This window comes from Pseudogulbenkiania sp. MAI-1, assembly GCF_000527175.1.
Taxonomy (GTDB): Bacteria; Pseudomonadota; Gammaproteobacteria; order Burkholderiales; family Chromobacteriaceae; genus Pseudogulbenkiania.
In genome coordinates this window covers 3,944,795-3,959,163 of the sequence record NZ_AZUR01000001.1, presented here as the reverse complement: position 1 = coordinate 3,959,163, position 14,369 = coordinate 3,944,795, and the positions used below count along the sequence as shown (strand labels likewise).

At 57.1% G+C, this 14,369-nt stretch carries 16 protein-coding genes; 12 read left to right on the top strand and 4 right to left on the bottom strand.

Annotation, left to right across the window (positions count from 1 at the left end):
* Window positions 1–22 precede the first annotated feature (22 nt).
* The 4 genes from PSEMAI1_RS0118540 to PSEMAI1_RS0118525 all read left to right on the top strand — a co-directional run bounded on the left by PSEMAI1_RS0118540 (window position 23) and on the right by PSEMAI1_RS0118525 (window position 4,767).
* Window positions 23–1,150, top strand: a complete 1,128-nt coding sequence (locus PSEMAI1_RS0118540; protein ID WP_024304311.1) for a branched-chain amino acid ABC transporter substrate-binding protein — start codon at window positions 23–25, stop codon at window positions 1,148–1,150.
* 345 nt (window positions 1,151–1,495) lie between these two features.
* The gene (gene ahpC, locus PSEMAI1_RS0118535) at window positions 1,496–2,059 is read left to right on the top strand and encodes an alkyl hydroperoxide reductase subunit C (protein ID WP_024304310.1); all 564 of its coding nucleotides are present in this window, start codon (window positions 1,496–1,498) and stop codon (window positions 2,057–2,059) included.
* A 261-nt stretch (window positions 2,060–2,320) separates the two neighbouring features.
* Window positions 2,321–3,895 (top strand): alkyl hydroperoxide reductase subunit F, encoded by a 1,575-nt coding sequence (gene ahpF, locus PSEMAI1_RS0118530; protein ID WP_024304309.1) that lies wholly within the window; start codon window positions 2,321–2,323, stop codon window positions 3,893–3,895.
* Between the two features lie 236 nt (window positions 3,896–4,131).
* Window positions 4,132–4,767, top strand: coding sequence for an NADPH-dependent FMN reductase (locus PSEMAI1_RS0118525; protein ID WP_024304308.1), 636 nt, complete (start codon window positions 4,132–4,134; stop codon window positions 4,765–4,767).
* A gap of 97 nt (window positions 4,768–4,864) precedes the next feature.
* Here the strand turns inward: PSEMAI1_RS0118525 and PSEMAI1_RS0118520 are convergent, their stop codons facing one another.
* From PSEMAI1_RS0118520 to PSEMAI1_RS0118505, 4 genes are all read right to left on the bottom strand, one after another.
* Window positions 4,865–6,484 (bottom strand): tetratricopeptide repeat-containing response regulator, encoded by a 1,620-nt coding sequence (locus PSEMAI1_RS0118520; protein WP_024304307.1) that lies wholly within the window; start codon window positions 6,482–6,484, stop codon window positions 4,865–4,867.
* A gap of 15 nt (window positions 6,485–6,499) precedes the next feature.
* Window positions 6,500–7,195 carry a sensor histidine kinase KdpD gene (locus PSEMAI1_RS0118515; protein WP_024304306.1) on the bottom strand — a complete coding sequence of 232 codons (696 nt, stop codon included), beginning with the start codon at window positions 7,193–7,195 and terminating at the stop codon, window positions 6,500–6,502.
* A gap of 531 nt (window positions 7,196–7,726) precedes the next feature.
* Complete coding sequence (locus PSEMAI1_RS0118510) at window positions 7,727–7,951, bottom strand: hypothetical protein (RefSeq protein WP_024304305.1); 225 nt, start codon at window positions 7,949–7,951, stop codon at window positions 7,727–7,729.
* Window positions 7,948–8,457 carry a hypothetical protein gene (locus PSEMAI1_RS0118505; RefSeq protein ID WP_156943170.1) on the bottom strand — a complete coding sequence of 170 codons (510 nt, stop codon included), beginning with the start codon at window positions 8,455–8,457 and terminating at the stop codon, window positions 7,948–7,950. The genes PSEMAI1_RS0118510 and PSEMAI1_RS0118505 overlap by 4 nt, the downstream gene beginning before the upstream one ends.
* 174 nt (window positions 8,458–8,631) lie before the next feature.
* Here PSEMAI1_RS0118505 and PSEMAI1_RS0118500 point away from each other — a divergent pair, with 174 nt between their 5' ends.
* The 8 genes from PSEMAI1_RS0118500 to PSEMAI1_RS0118470 all read left to right on the top strand — a co-directional run bounded on the left by PSEMAI1_RS0118500 (window position 8,632) and on the right by PSEMAI1_RS0118470 (window position 14,356).
* On the top strand, window positions 8,632–8,970 hold the full coding sequence (locus PSEMAI1_RS0118500) for a helix-turn-helix domain-containing protein (RefSeq protein ID WP_024304303.1): 339 nt from the start codon (window positions 8,632–8,634) through the stop codon (window positions 8,968–8,970).
* A 202-nt stretch (window positions 8,971–9,172) separates the two neighbouring features.
* Complete coding sequence (locus PSEMAI1_RS0118495) at window positions 9,173–10,018, top strand: restriction endonuclease (protein ID WP_024304302.1); 846 nt, start codon at window positions 9,173–9,175, stop codon at window positions 10,016–10,018.
* A 159-nt stretch (window positions 10,019–10,177) separates the two neighbouring features.
* Complete coding sequence (locus PSEMAI1_RS21925; RefSeq protein WP_156943169.1) at window positions 10,178–10,381, top strand: hypothetical protein; 204 nt, start codon at window positions 10,178–10,180, stop codon at window positions 10,379–10,381.
* Window positions 10,382–10,659: 278 nt separating this feature from the next.
* A complete protein-coding gene (locus tag PSEMAI1_RS21920) occupies window positions 10,660–10,926 on the top strand; it encodes a type II toxin-antitoxin system HicA family toxin (RefSeq protein ID WP_156943168.1) in 267 nt (88 codons plus the stop codon).
* Window positions 10,919–11,401: a type II toxin-antitoxin system HicB family antitoxin gene (locus PSEMAI1_RS21565; protein ID WP_084612736.1), complete on the top strand. Its 483-nt coding sequence runs from the start codon at window positions 10,919–10,921 to the stop codon at window positions 11,399–11,401. Before PSEMAI1_RS21920 ends, PSEMAI1_RS21565 begins: the two co-directional genes overlap by 8 nt.
* The gene (locus PSEMAI1_RS21915; RefSeq protein ID WP_036986341.1) at window positions 11,377–11,835 is read left to right on the top strand and encodes a hypothetical protein; all 459 of its coding nucleotides are present in this window, start codon (window positions 11,377–11,379) and stop codon (window positions 11,833–11,835) included. The genes PSEMAI1_RS21565 and PSEMAI1_RS21915 overlap by 25 nt, the downstream gene beginning before the upstream one ends.
* 143 nt (window positions 11,836–11,978) lie before the next feature.
* Window positions 11,979–13,589 carry a hypothetical protein gene (locus tag PSEMAI1_RS21560; protein ID WP_084612735.1) on the top strand — a complete coding sequence of 537 codons (1,611 nt, stop codon included), beginning with the start codon at window positions 11,979–11,981 and terminating at the stop codon, window positions 13,587–13,589.
* A gap of 458 nt (window positions 13,590–14,047) precedes the next feature.
* A complete protein-coding gene (locus PSEMAI1_RS0118470; protein ID WP_024304299.1) occupies window positions 14,048–14,356 on the top strand; it encodes a DNA-binding transcriptional regulator in 309 nt (102 codons plus the stop codon).
* Window positions 14,357–14,369 lie beyond the last annotated feature (13 nt).

Below are 14,369 nucleotides of genomic sequence, written 5' to 3'. Positions count from 1 at the left end.
ACTGAAATAGTGGAGCGCAAACATGAAGCAATCGACAATGGGGATATGGGTTGCAGGGGCCTTGCTGGCCATGTCCACGGCAGCTTTGGCCGACACCGTAGTGAAAATCGGATTTTCCTCGCCGCTCTCCGGTCCTCAGGCGCATTACGGCAAGGATAACGAGAACGCCGCCAAAATGGCGATCGACGATCTCAACGCCAAGCCCATCACCATTGCTGGCCAGAAGGTGAAGTTCGAACTGGTATCCGAAGACGATCAGGCCGACCCGCGCATTGGCACCCAGGTGGCGCAACGTCTGGTCGACGCCGGTGTGAAGGCCGTCATCGGCCATTACAACTCCGGGGTGTCGATTCCGGCCTCGCGCATTTACGCTGACGCCGGCGTTCCGCAGCTGTCGGTATCCACCAATCCGGCTTACACCCAGTCCGGCTATAAGACCACCTTCCGGCTGGTGGGCAGCGATAGCCAGATCGGCGGCGCACTCGGTCGCTACGCCATCCAGCAGCTGAAGGCGCAACGCATCGCCGTGATCGACGACCGTACCGCTTACGGCCAGGGCATTGCCGACGAATTCATCAAGGCGGTGCAGGGTATGGGCAAGAAGCCGGTCCGGCGTGAATTCACCAGCGACAAGGCCACGGACTTTACCGCCATTCTCACCTCGCTCAAGGCGGTCGCTCCGGACGTGATCTTCTACGGCGGGGCCGACGCGCAGGCGGCACCAATGGCCAAGCAGATGAAGCGCTTGGGCATTAACGCCCACTTGATGGGAGGTGACATGCTCAACACCCCGACCTTCATCCAGCTGGCGGGGCCGGATGCCGCCGGTCATTTCGCGGCAGTGGCCGGCAGCGAACTGAGCGCCCGTCCGGCGGGTAAAGACTTCGAAGCCCGCTACAAGGCTCGTTTCAAGCAGGAAATCATCTCGCTGGGGCCGCAATTCTACGACGGTGTGATGCTGGTGGCGGATGCCATGAAACGCGCCAACTCCACCGAGCCGGGCAAGTTTCTGCCGATGATCGCCAACACCACCTACAAAGGGGTGACCGCCGATTTCAGCTTCGACGGCTCTGGCAACCTGAAGAAAGCGCCCGTCACCATCTCGGCGGTGGAAAATAACGACTGGAAGGTGAAGTCTACTGTGTACTGACTTGGCGCTCTTCTCCCCTGTGTAGCTTGAGTCGATTTGGCCGGTGTAAACCGGCCATTTTTTACGAATCGAACGATTATCAAGCTGCAGAAATGGGCGTAAGCCAAGCATTCCTGCAGGCAAAGCAGTGAGGCCCTCTTGGGCCTCATTATGTTGGGCCGGGAGGGTCGATAAACAAAATTAAACTATTCAAGAAAAACATTCAATTGGATTTGGCTATTATGATGCGGCACTATTCACCCGTCGACAACGACTGACCGCTGCAGACAAACCGGGCGATGCAACTGAACAAGACAACACAATGATCCAGGTTTGGCAGCACCTAACCCAATCAAGGAGTGAAGCATGTCCATCATCAACAGCCAGATCAAACCGTTTGCCACCAAAGCCTTCCATAACGGCCAGTTCATCGACGTCACCGAGCAAACCCTGTTGGGCAAATGGTCGGTCGTGTTCTTCTACCCGGCGGACTTCACCTTCGTCTGCCCGACCGAACTGGGCGACCTGGCCGACCTGTACCCGGAATTCCAGAAGCTGGGCGTGGAAATCTACGCCGTGTCCACCGACACCCATTTCACCCACAAGGCCTGGCACGACACTTCCGACACCATCAAGAAAATCCGCTACCCGATGCTGGCGGACCCGACTCACCTGATCTCCCGCAACTTCGGCGTGCTGATCGAAGAAGCCGGCCTGGCTGACCGTGGCACCTTCGTGATCGATCCGGAAGGCAAGATCCAGATCGTCGAAATCAACGCCGGTGGCGTTGGCCGCGATGCTGCCGAGCTGCTGCGCAAGATGAAGGCTGCCCAGTACGTGGCGGCCCACCCGGGTGAAGTATGCCCGGCCAAGTGGAAGGAAGGCGATGCCACCCTGGCGCCGTCCCTGGACCTGGTAGGCAAAATCTAAGCAAAGCTGCTGCGTGCCCGTGATTGCGGCTTGGGCGCTGCTCGGCATCCTCAGGTACTCAACGTACATTCCGGTGCCTGCGCTGCGGCCGCACCGCACTGACGGGCACTCACGACGCTTTGCCGCGTTTCCACATCTGGCGGAAACCACGTGGGAGAAAGACCTCCCCCCACCCGACATTCATTGCCGGGTGCCCCGGAAAGCCCCTGAGCCCAACCCTGCGGCGGTTTTCCCGGGTACCCGAAATCAAGGAGACGTACCATGCTGGACACCACGATCAAGAGCCAACTGCAAGGCTATCTGACCCACCTGCAACACCCGATCGAACTGGTGGCCTCGCTGGGCCATGGCGAAAAAGACGAAGAAGTGCGCGGCCTGCTGACTGACATCGCCTCCCTGTCCGACAAGGTGGCCATCCGTTTCGATGGCGGCGATGCGCGCAAGCCGTCGTTCACCGTGGCACGGCAGGGCGAGGCAGCCGCCCGGGTGCAGTTTGCCGGCGTGCCGATGGGCCACGAGTTCACCTCGCTGGTGCTGGCGCTGCTGCAGGTGGGGGGCCACCCGTCCAAGGCCGGCCAGGAGCTGATCCAGCAGGTGAAGGACCTGTCCGGTGAATTCAGTTTCGAAACCTATATCTCGCTGTCGTGCCAGAACTGCCCGGACGTGGTGCAGGCGCTGAACCTGATGGCGGTGCTGAATCCGAACATCCGCCACACCATGATCGACGGCGCGCTGTTCCAGGACGAGGTGGCTACCCGCCAGATCATGTCGGTGCCCGCCGTGTACCTGAACGGCGAAGCCTTCGGCCAGGGCCGCATGGGGCTGGAAGAGATCGTCGCCAAACTGGATACCGGCGCGGCCGAGCGTGAGGCCGCCAGGATCGCGGCCAAAGACACCTTCGACGTGCTGGTGGTGGGTGGAGGCCCGGCCGGCGCCGCCGCCGCCATTTACACCGCGCGCAAGGGCATCCGCACCGGCGTGGTGGCCGAGCGGTTTGGTGGCCAGGTGCTGGACACCATGGGCATCGAGAACTTCATCTCGGTGAAGGAGACCGAAGGCCCGAAACTGGCGATGGCGCTGGAACAGCACGTCAAGGAGTACGACGTCGACGTTATCAACCTGCAGCGCGCCAGCAAGCTGGTGCCGGCCAGCGCAAGCGGCAGCGGGCTGACCGAGGTGCAACTGGCCAGCGGCGCCACGCTCAAGGCCAAGTCGGTGATCATCGCCACCGGGGCGCGCTGGCGCGAAATGAACGTGCCGGGCGAGAAGGAATACCGCAACAAGGGCGTGGCCTACTGCCCGCACTGCGACGGCCCGCTGTTCAAGGGCAAGCGCGTGGCGGTGATCGGCGGCGGCAACTCCGGCGTGGAAGCCGCCATCGACCTGGCCGGCATCGTGTCCCACGTCACCCTGCTGGAATTCGGCGATGCCATGCGTGCCGACGCTGTGCTGCAGAACAAGCTGCGCAGTCTGCCCAACGTGACGGTGATCGTGCAGGCGCAGACCAGCGCAGTGACCGGCGACGGCAGCAAGGTGAACGGCCTCGACTATATCGACCGTGCCAGCGGCGAGGCGCGCCACATCGAGCTGGAAGGCATCTTCGTACAGATCGGCCTGCTGCCGAATACCGACTGGCTGAAAGGCAGCGTGGAGCTGTCCAGCCGCGGCGAGATTCTGGTCGGCCGCCACCAGGACACCACCGTGCCGGGCGTGTTTGCCGCCGGCGACGTGACCGACGTGCCGTACAAGCAGATCATCATCGCCATGGGGGAGGGCGCCAAGGCCGCGCTCGGCGCCTTCGACCACCTGATCCGCAGCGGCGTCGCTGCCCACTGATCCGGCCACCCCGGCCGCGACGCCTGGCCGGGGTTCTCAAGCGAGCTTCATTGCCCGCTCGCCCTTGTCCGTGCGCCGAAACGCCCGCGCCCGGTCTTAACCCGCCGCAGCGTCCCCCCACAGGGAGGGCGGGCAAGGAACACCGAGATGTCGCTAGCGCGCCGTGTCTTCTTACCTACACTTGAACGGTGCTTTCCGGCAGAGTGCGGGGAAGAGCGATAGCTAAGGAGAACGACATGGATGACGCCCCCAAGATTCTGGCCTTCGCCGGCAGTGCGCGTAAGGATTCCTGGAACAAGAAGCTGGTGCAGATCGCCGCTGCCGGGGCGCACGCCGCCGGGGCGGATGTCACCCTGATCGACCTGCGCGATTTCCCCATGCCGCTGTACGATGGCGACGACGAGAGCGAGAACGGCGTGCCGGCCAACGCGCTCCGCTTGCGCGAACTGATGCTGAGCCACCAGGGCCTGCTGATCGCCTCGCCGGAATACAACGGTTCGATTTCCCCGCTGCTGAAAAACGTCATCGACTGGACCTCGCGCCCGGTGGGCGGCAGCCCTGGCCTCGCGCCGTACTCCGGCAAGGTGGCCGCCTTGCTGAGCACCTCGCCCGGCGGCTTCGGTGGCCTGCGCGGCCTGGTCCATGTGCGAGCCATTCTGGGCAACATCGGCGTGCTGGTCATGCCGGAGCAACTGGCGGTGGGCGTGGCGCATGAGGCATTCGGCGCCGATGGCTCGCTGACCAATCCCAAGCAGCAGGCCGCGGTGGAGGAACTGGGCGCCGGCCTGGCGAGACTGCTGGCCAAGCTGCATGGCCTGTCGCTGGCGTCCGACTCCACCGAGCGTCGTCACGACCTGACCCGCTTCCGCTGAATCACGGTTCGGCCGCCCTCCCGGCCATGAATGATCGGCGGAAGCAGCGTGCCAATTGATTCAGAAAGCGCGTTGGCAATCGTCCGGGGCTGGACAACTAGCCGAGTTTCTCCAACTTGGCCAGCAGCTCGCCGCAGCGTTGGTTGTCGGGGGTGTAGCGGCGTGCGGTCTCGATGGCTTTGCGCGCCTCGCTGGACATGCCGTGATGCCAGCCATTCTTCTCTTGGTATTGGATCAGCAGATAGGCAAGGTTGAGTAGCAGGCGGGAGTTGTGCGGCATCAGGGTATAAGCGGCACGCATGGCCTCGATGGCTTCGTCGAGCTTGCCCTGGGCGCCGAGACGCACGCCTTTGTCCATGGTCTCGACTGCGGTACGGCGCGCCGATGCGACAAGGTCGGCGCCTTCCTCGCCCATATCCGCCTTGGTGTAGATGTCTTGGGCGCGGCTAATCAGCGTTTCGTCCTCATGGTGGTTGCGGACCACGAACTGAATCAGTTGACTGCCTACCTCCTTGTTACCGATTTCCATGAGCGATTCAGCCAGTTCCAGTGTGACGGACGGGGGCATCCCGTGCACACCGCTTTGGATCTGGGTTGATAGGGCTTCCGCACAGAGCCTTGCCTGCTCGGTATCGCCGGTTTTATGGAAGACCCGGACCTCGGCTGCCTTGGCCTGGAGCTTGATCGAATTGCCTTCGACTTCATGGGCAAGCCTCCCCAGCACGGCCAGGGCCTCCTTTGGGGCGCCTTTTTCCGTGTAGACTCTGGCCAGGCCCAGGTAGGGCCCGGCTTTTTTCATATTGGAATTGGCTCCTAGAGTAAGTGCCTTACTGTAAGCCTGCTCCGCAACATCGAGGCTGTTGCAGCGGAGCGCCACATCTCCCAGTGACTGCTGTCGGCCGATCGAATTGGGCGAGAGTGCCGTGGCGCGCTGGAGCAGGGCCTCCGCCGAACTCCACTCCTCCATGCAAACCAGCGTGCGGGCCAGCCAGTCGTAAGCTTCCAGCAGGGCGCGGTTGGTTTCGATGACCTGCTCGAGAAGTTCCCGGGCTTGTTGGTATCGGGCTTTCTGGAAATACAATTTTGCCAACCCCACTTTGGCCCAGGGGGCGTCTCTGACCGCAAGCTGCCTGTCGTAAGAGGCGCGTGCCTCTTCAAAATTACCGGTCAGCATCAGCAGGTCACAGCGAAGCCGTGCCAGATGGGCGTCGCTTCCCTTGTCTTCAGCCAAACGCTGATCACACAAGGCAATCGCCTTGAGGTATTCCTTGGAGCGAATGGCCGCCTCAATGGCCGCTAGCTGTGTCTTTTTCTGCGCCAGTTTCGCCAGTCGGGTCTGGAGAATGGCCTCGGTCAAGGGCTTGATCAGATAGTCGTCAGGGTGGTGCTCGATCGCCCCCATCACCATGTCCGAATTCTTTTCGGCCGTAATCATGATCCATATCGTGGCTGGGCCGATAAGCTTCTGGTGGCGGGCCTCTTCCAGCACCTGCTGACCGTTCTTGCCGCTGCCCAAATAGTAGTCGCAGAGCACCACGTCGTAACTGTTGCGGGTGAGGGCTGTGATTGCCTCGCGACCCTTGGTGACGGTATCGATCTGGCGGGCGCCACACTTGCGCAATAAATCGCGGAGGATGTTGCACATTCCTTCGAAGTCATCGACGATGAGAAAACGCTTTTTGGCGAAATCGATTTTGTCCGACTGATCTACCGACATGGTTGGCTCCCCGGCTTAAGGCAAGGTCATCACAAAGGCTCCACCGCCCAGTGTGCCCCCGTTTTCGAGTCGAGTTGTTCCGTGCCGGCCGCGATGTTGGTGCTGCTCGGCAACTATTGATGAGAAATAGAGGCCCAGGCCGGTGTTTCCGGTGGTAAAGCTTATGCCTCGGGTCGCAGGCAACTGCTCTTCAAGCATGCTCGCAGGGTAGCCAGGACCGTTGTCTTCCACCCTGAATTCCAGCATGCCATCCTTGATGCCTATCTGGAGGCAGACTTTGCTGCTGGTGTAGCGCACGCCATTGTTAAGAGCTTGCACAATCGCGCCGAGGACCAATTCTCGATCAAAGTACCAGTAGAGATCCGGTGCGCATTCGACATGGATATTCACCGCCCGGCATTGAGCGAGATGGGTGACGCGGGAGATGGCTTCGAGCGTGAAATCGGTGAGGTCGTGTTCTTGAGGGTCGAAGGGGTAGAGTCCCTTCCCCAACTTGTAGATGACCAGAAGTTGAAGCAGGTTGGCGGCGACACGCTGTGATTCATAGAGAACTTGGCCCACCGACTCGTGAGCAGGGCAGCAGTGATCGCTGGTTTGATCGATCACATCCTCCAGCATGGCATTGATCACGCAAAGCGAATTTTTCATGTCGTGAATCGATGCGACGAGGAAGGTGCTGATATCCAAGGGGGAGTTATCGCTCTCCAACATGGTTTCCCCTTTGCTGCGTATCCCGAGGCCCTGTCGGCCCAAGTCAGAATTCTTGTCGCTCAGGCTGGTATCTGGCCATCATCAAAGTCGATCAGACTCGGGTGCGATGCCGTGGTGAGCGCCAATTTGGCGGGCTATACCCGAGCGGCCTTCCCGGGCTTCTGGCGGAAAGCGCGTCGTCGGTCAGCGTAGGCCACCACCTGGCGTGGCGCCGAGACAGGGGGATCTTTCCTCTAACAATCTACAAGAGCAGCATGACTTTGAAATCGGCCGATGCTCTTGACCGTGGGGCTGCCTCGTCGACATCGCGGCTATCGGTGCTTGAGATGATGAATCAAGACACCAGCTTTCATGATGACATGATACTACATAGGTATCTTATTCGCTAATAAATAATGCGTATGGGATTGATATAGTTATTTGTCATTCACTGGGTGCCGCATCGTGTGAGCCTGAAATTCAACGTCATGCGATAGTGAGCTTGGGTGTGCCGCTATGTGGGAGCCGGACAAATTCATCCATGAAATGTCGTCAAGGCCGCTTATTGATCTGGAAGGCCGCGCCGCCATTGGGCGGTGGCTCGCACACCGGTCTCGGAATGATGTGAGCGCCATTGCGCTCGGACTGCTCATGGATAAGCCGGCCGGTCATGTCCGGCCAGTTGCCGTTGCCGAGGCCGAGCGTCGTCACGACCTGACCCGCTTCCGCTGAGCACGCCTCCCGCTCGTCCGGCTGCCGGCCTGCGCCGGGCTTCATGACAGGCTCCACCGGCGCCAATTCCCGAAAAACCAGCCGGCGAAGCTCTTGGTATCGTGCCAGAGCAGGGTGTGGCGCTGGGCGATGTAGAGCTGCTTGGCGCAGAGATTCGGCAGCGGCCGGCCATACTGATCAAACTGCATTTGCCTGATGTGGAGCGAGTGGCGCAGCACGGTCAGGTAGTGGTCCGTCCACGGCCAGACGATGCCGGGGATGCCTGAACCGTCTTTTGGCGGGGTGAATCCGAAAAGATCCAGCGGGGCCGTCCGGTTGATCAGGCCGGCCATCGGCCTGGCAATAGCTTGGTCATGGAGGAATTTTTCGAACGGAAGGGCCAGCAGCTCGGGCTGCTGGCTGAAGGTGACTTGCCCGATCACGATGGAGAACGGCAGCCCGTTCTGATTGCCGTCGATGCAGCACACGATGTGGCGGCAGTGGGTGACCAACTCGGTAAAAGAGGCTGCCAAACCCGACAGGGAGGGCAGAGGACTGGGGCTCAATTCCAAGGCTTGGCTCCTTTGTGCTGTGCGCGGAACGTGGGGCGGCCTGACGTTTCGCCATGTCATGGGCGCGCAGCGTCACCTGCGGTGGTGTATCCGCAAGGCGTGCGATGTTAGCATGTGAGGAAATGTGCAACTCAATACGGATGTTATGAGGAATAACTCATAACGTCAACATAAATGAGCAGAAAACCTCAAATTGGTCAGCGTCTTTATGAGGAAAGACGCAGGTTAGGGCTTTCCCAAGCCGACTGTGCCGAGGTGTGTGATGTCGCCTTGCGTACCTATCACACCTATGAGGCCGGTACGGCCACACCGAATGCAGAATCGCTCTCAAAGCTTTCTGATGCAGGATTTGACGTCCTTTATGTCGTGGCTGGCGTGCGCAACGTGGGTCAGTTGTCGGAGGAGCAACAGGCCCTGCTGACGGAGTGGGGTCTGTTGGACGCACGGGGCAGGGCGGTGGTCACGGCAGTGATGCAAACCTACAATGAGCAGGATGCCGGCGGCGGAAACTGAGTCCACAAGGTGGGCACACTCGTCGCCTGCCGCATCATGCAGCGTGCCCTCCCGCGACAGACGACGTCCCCCTCACTGATTCCACTCCAAGCATCCGGTCAGCGCAGATTTTGCTCTGGCTCAAGCCAAGCCATTCCCCTAGTAGGAATCCCCTTTAAGGTGCATTAATATGCTTACGTATTAATGCATATAGGGTAAGCCTATGGCCCGGCGCAAGGAATCCCTGTTCGAAATCCTGATGGAGATCGCGGCCAAACTGCCGTGGCAGGCTGGCCTCGCCTTGGCCCTCCTCACTTACCTCGTCTTCCATCACTTCGCCTCGCTGCCTCCCATCGTTCCCGCTCCTCTAGGCAGCAACGGCCCTGGCCCCACAGTGGGCGACAGCATGGTCCGCCAACTGCTGGTGTCCTTTTCCATGTTCTTGCAGTACATCGTCCCGTTCTGCTTCGTCCTGGGCGCTTTCGTCTCCTACCGCACCCGCCGCCGGCAAGCCGAACTGCATCGCAACGTGTCGGGCAACCCGAGCCGGGAGGCGCTGGAGAAGCTGTCGTGGAGAGAGTTCGAGCACCTCACCGCCGAACTCTTCCGGCGCGAGGGCTTTCGCGTCGTGCAGCAGGGCGGGGATGGCCCCGACGGCGGCGTGGACCTCGAACTGTACATGGGCAAGGACAAATACCTGGTGCAGTGCAAGCAGTGGAAAACCAGCAAGGTCGGCGTGGCCATCGTGCGCGAGCTGTACGGCGTCATGACCGCTCGCCAAGCGGTGGGCGGCTACGTCGTGGCGTCGGGCGAATTCACCGAGGACGCCAAGAACTTCGCCGAAGGGCGCTCCATACGCCTCATGCCCGCGCAAAAGGTGCTGGCCATGGTCCAGCAGCAGTCGGGCCAGCAGATCACGCCGCCACCGACCGTCTCCTCTGTGCCGGCGTGCCCTAGCTGCGCCAGCCCCATGGTGCTGCGCACGGCGCAGAAGGGCGAACTGGTGGGATCGAAGTTCTGGGGCTGCTCGCGATTTCCGGCGTGTCGGGGGATTAGGAAGGTGGGGTAGGCCTGATGTCGGCAAGGGAGGCGTTCAGGCCGGGTGATGCAACTGGCCCGCTCTCGCCAAGGCTCTCGGTTGAGTCCCAGAAGAATGGCGGCCGACTCATCCCTAAGCAGCTAAGTATCTAGAGAACGTGGAGTAATTCAGAGGCTTGGTGGCGCAACCATGCGCGAATACCTGATGCCTGGCAATGCTTTATGCCGTCGCGTCGATGTGCTTTACATCGTGACCGGCGTGCGCAAGAGCGCCTCGCAGTCCAATGATGAGACGGTGTTGCTGGAGCATTCACCGGGTCGAGCCGAAGATGCAGCAAAGCGTCCTGTCCATGCTGCAAACTTACAACAGCATCTGATCCGACCCTTAACATGACTCAAAAGCGGCTACGTGGCGCTTTTTGCATGTGTTACACACTATGCCAATGTGATGCCTTGTGTCATTATTTTTCGCGGGGCACCACATGCTGTGCTCTGGCTGTCTTCCACTACAAGTTGCAGCGGCAGCGCCCGCAAGTCATGGAGACACCGTGGGCATGCAAGAGGAGGCAAGGACAGATTGAAATTTATTAACGCGGGCCAAATGTGTACAATGCAACTGAAATCTAGTTGCAAGGGGTGGAGCATGGGGCTGAAGCTATCAGGGGACTCTGTATGTCCAAGGTAGACAAGGCCCTTAAGCGTTTGTGCGGCAACCCTAGGCCGAAGGATTTCATGTGGGACGAGCTTGTGCTTGTTGTGACGAACCATGGGTTCGAAGAGCAGCCAAGCGGAGGTGGATCTGGTCGCAAGTTTATCCATGTAAAGAGTGGGTATCCCTTGAGTTTGCACAAGCGCCACCCAAAGCCGTACTTGCTTGCATATGAAATTGACGCAGCAGTAAAGGCTTTAAAAGAAACGGGAGAAATACCAAATGAGTGACCTTCTTGAGTACAAAGGTTTCTTTGGCTCGGTTGGCTACAGTGCTGAAGATGCGTGCTTAACCGGAGAAGTTTTGTTCATCGATGGCACTATTGTGTATGGCGGTGAAAGTGTCGATGAAATAAAGGCCATGTTTGAAGAAGCCGTTGATGGTTATCTTGAAATGTGTGCTGCACGTAATATTGAGCCTCAAAAACCATTTAAAGGAACATTTAACGTTAGAATTGATCCAGAATTGCACAAGCAAGCTGCGATTGCGGCTAAGCGTGAATGCATTTCTTTGAATCAATTTGTGGGCCTCGCATTAAAAGAAAAATTGTCTCCTGCAAAAGAAGTGCATAACCATAGCCATATGCATGTTCATGAGGAGACTGTTTTTGAGACTCGTCGCCAATATATTGCTTCCCGCAGTGGCGCAAGGTATGTTTCTAATGAAATTGAGAAGAGCCCATGGATAATCCCATCGCATCATTGACCGAGGTTCGTCTCGATAAGCTTGCTCTTGAAAGTGGCATGAACTCAGGCCCTGCCTATGTTGAAGGGAATGTTGCGTTTGCTATTTCGACCAAATCAACCTTTACCGTTGGCGGCGAGCAAAGCGAGCCATCCTATCTTCTTGGTCGAGTTTTAATTGACGCCAATGCAGTAGTCGATAAAGATCAGAAAATCCTCAATGTGGTTGCAGAGTTTATTGGTCGGTATGAGTTCGATATTTCTGTTGACGATTCTGCGGCATCGGAGCTGGTTAAAAACAGAGATTATTGCGAGCTCCTGGGGCTGCAAATGCAGTCTTTTGTAAGTGCGAAGTTTTCAGAGCTGGTTGGCTTGGTTGGTCTGGATTTGCATTTGCCACTAAATATTATCAGGCTGGGACGGCAGCCCAAGGATGATACATCAACGTCTTGTTGATTGATTTGTCCTAGAAAGCGGGTTTTTTTATTGCGGTTAGAGATGGTGTAGCAGCGCGCTGCCAGCTGCGTGCTAAATTATCGTAAAGACAGGTGGTTATTTGATGATTCGCATTCGCTGGTCAATGTTAATAAAGGGAGATTATGCGGGCAATCAATAATGCTCTACTTAAATTGGCAAAGCGAGCAGAAACACATGACCGGCAGCATCTTATCGACTCATTTGTTGATGTTGGTCCGGTTTTTACCCTGCTTTCTAACCCCGATAACCAAATCGTTTTTGGTCGTCGCGGAACCGGAAAGACTCACGTCTTAGGTTATTTGAATAATGAAATCATCAAAGGCGGCACGGTATCTGTTCAGCTTGACATGAGGACGATCGGGTCTACCGGCGGAATCTATGCGGATACTCGATTAGCTCTTGCTGAGCGTGCTACACGTCTGCTAGTTGACACCCTACAGGCTATCCATGAAAAAATATTGAACGAAGCGATTGAGCGTGAGGCCCAAATCGATCTTTCCAAGCTTGGCCCTCACCTTGATGCCTTTGCGGATGCTTCCTCAGTTGTTGTAGTAGATGGCAATGTTGAAATAAAGGAAGGCGATACCGATACAAGCTCTAAATCAAGTTCGTTTAAGTTTGTATTTGGCGCCGGCTCGAAAGGAGTTAAGGCTTCCGCTGATGCATCTGCTGAAGATAAGGTCGGCTTTTCTCATAGTCTTGAACGCAAAAGGAATGGAGTTGAAAAACTTCGTGTTCATTTTAGTTCAGTGATGCGAGAAATTCAGAAGGTGGTTGACGAGCTGCCAAATAAAAAGCTATGGATATTGTTCGATGAATGGAGTGAAATTCCTTTAGACCTCCAGCCCTACTTGGCCGATCTGCTTCGTCGTTGTGTTATCCCTGTAAGAGGGGTGACTATCAAAATTGCGGCTATTGAGCAGCGCTGCCAGTTTAGAATTCCAGATGAGGATATCGGTCATATTGGTATAGAGATTGGTGCAGATGCCGCAGCTAGCATTAATCTTGATGAGTTTCTTGTGTTTGATAATGACACCGAACTTTCCAAGAAATTCTTTTTGGATCTTCTTCATCGCCATGTAAGCGCGTTGCTCGCTGGTGATGCTATCGTCAAGATTCCATCTACTTCCAGTGGCTTTATTGGTGAGTTGTTTACACAGGTCACGGCATTTGAAGAGTTTGTCCGGGCTGCCGAAGGTGTGCCGCGTGATGCAATTAATATTATAAGTCTTGCGGCTCAAAAGGCGCTATCGGATAAAATATCTGTCCCAATTGTCCGGGTCGCAGCAAGAACATGGTATACACGAGCTAAGCAACAAGCGGTAAGTACAAAGCCTGATGCACAGAAATTGCTCGCATGGGTTATTGATGAGGTGATTCAGCATAGAAAGGCTAGAGCTTTTCTTCTTGAGGCAGATTCGCGAGATGAGCTTATCGAATTTTTGTATGATGCGAGAGTGCTTCACCTCATAAAGCAAAGCGTTTCCGCAAGGGATGAGCCTGGCCGTCGTTATAATGTTTACTCACTTGATTATGGTTGCTATGTTGAGCTAATTAATACGTCAAGTGCACCGGCAGGGTTGTTCGAGGTCGATTTAGATGAGGCTCCTGGCTATGTGGATGTGCCACATACTGACTATCGCTCGATTCGTAGGGCAATACTAAAGCTCGATCCGTTTTATAAATCTCTTGAGCAGATAGAATCTGTCCAAAGCTTAATTCAATTGGGGTAGTTGATGTGGGAACACTCTGCCAGTTGCGGTGCAACAAAAATCAAGCTCAATCTTGATGAGCTCTGCCTTGATGTAGAAGTGACGCCTCACATGCTGGGAGGCGTTTTATTTAAAAATTGAAGCACTAAAGTATTTGGTCTATCCGCATTTCCAGCTTGCCCCCCGAGTTCGACAGTTCGCCCCCAAAAACAGGTGTCTTTGGGGGCGAACTGTCGAACTCGGGAGAGCCTGCCCCCAGACTCCCCACACCGCTGAGCACTACCGGCAATGGCTGCAGTTTTTCCCCGTCGTCCTGACGATGGCGATCGTGCCGCTGCCAGCCCTACATGGTGGCTTGATCAAAAAAGATTGAGGACATGTACGTCACTGACGTATGATTGACTCATGTACACTATTGCAGAAACTCCCATATTCACTCGGTACACAGCTGATTACTGGACTGAGGAAGGAGACGATTGATGCTAACTGAAAAGGATTTGGCGAAGCGCGATGCCAATCGAGATATCGACGCGGAGCTGCTGGAATCTGTACGCGCCATGAAGGCGGGTCAAGCTGCCCGCAAGACCCAGGTCGAGCCCACCCTTGCCTCCAGGGCTCGGGCCAAGGTTGGGGTTTCCCAAGCCGATTTGGCCCTGTTACTGCATGTCAGCAAGCGTACGCTGCAGGAGTGGGAGCAGGGGCGTCGTGAGCCGACCGGCGCGGCTCAAACGCTGTTGCGGCTAGCAGTGCAGCACCCCGAGGCGCTGAGGGACTTGCAGCCCATGTGACATCCATCTTGAT

Bases quoted from the DNA above. Each gene is read 5' to 3' on its own strand.
- PSEMAI1_RS0118540 (WP_024304311.1), top strand. From the start codon at position 23: ATGAAGCAATCGACAATGGGGATATGGGTTGCAGGGGCCTTGCTGGCC.
- ahpC (WP_024304310.1), top strand. From the start codon at position 1,496: ATGTCCATCATCAACAGCCAGATCAAACCGTTTGCCACCAAAGCCTTC.
- ahpF (WP_024304309.1), top strand. From the start codon at position 2,321: ATGCTGGACACCACGATCAAGAGCCAACTGCAAGGCTATCTGACCCAC.
- PSEMAI1_RS0118525 (WP_024304308.1), top strand. From the start codon at position 4,132: ATGGATGACGCCCCCAAGATTCTGGCCTTCGCCGGCAGTGCGCGTAAG.
- PSEMAI1_RS0118520 (WP_024304307.1), bottom strand. From the start codon at position 6,484: ATGTCGGTAGATCAGTCGGACAAAATCGATTTCGCCAAAAAGCGTTTT.
- PSEMAI1_RS0118515 (WP_024304306.1), bottom strand. From the start codon at position 7,195: ATGTTGGAGAGCGATAACTCCCCCTTGGATATCAGCACCTTCCTCGTC.
- PSEMAI1_RS0118510 (WP_024304305.1), bottom strand. From the start codon at position 7,951: ATGAAGCCCGGCGCAGGCCGGCAGCCGGACGAGCGGGAGGCGTGCTCA.
- PSEMAI1_RS0118500 (WP_024304303.1), top strand. From the start codon at position 8,632: ATGAGCAGAAAACCTCAAATTGGTCAGCGTCTTTATGAGGAAAGACGC.
- PSEMAI1_RS0118495 (WP_024304302.1), top strand. From the start codon at position 9,173: ATGGCCCGGCGCAAGGAATCCCTGTTCGAAATCCTGATGGAGATCGCG.
- PSEMAI1_RS21925 (WP_156943169.1), top strand. From the start codon at position 10,178: ATGCGCGAATACCTGATGCCTGGCAATGCTTTATGCCGTCGCGTCGAT.
- PSEMAI1_RS21920 (WP_156943168.1), top strand. From the start codon at position 10,660: ATGTCCAAGGTAGACAAGGCCCTTAAGCGTTTGTGCGGCAACCCTAGG.
- PSEMAI1_RS21565 (WP_084612736.1), top strand. From the start codon at position 10,919: ATGAGTGACCTTCTTGAGTACAAAGGTTTCTTTGGCTCGGTTGGCTAC.
- PSEMAI1_RS21915 (WP_036986341.1), top strand. From the start codon at position 11,377: ATGGATAATCCCATCGCATCATTGACCGAGGTTCGTCTCGATAAGCTT.
- PSEMAI1_RS21560 (WP_084612735.1), top strand. From the start codon at position 11,979: ATGCGGGCAATCAATAATGCTCTACTTAAATTGGCAAAGCGAGCAGAA.
- PSEMAI1_RS0118470 (WP_024304299.1), top strand. From the start codon at position 14,048: ATGCTAACTGAAAAGGATTTGGCGAAGCGCGATGCCAATCGAGATATC.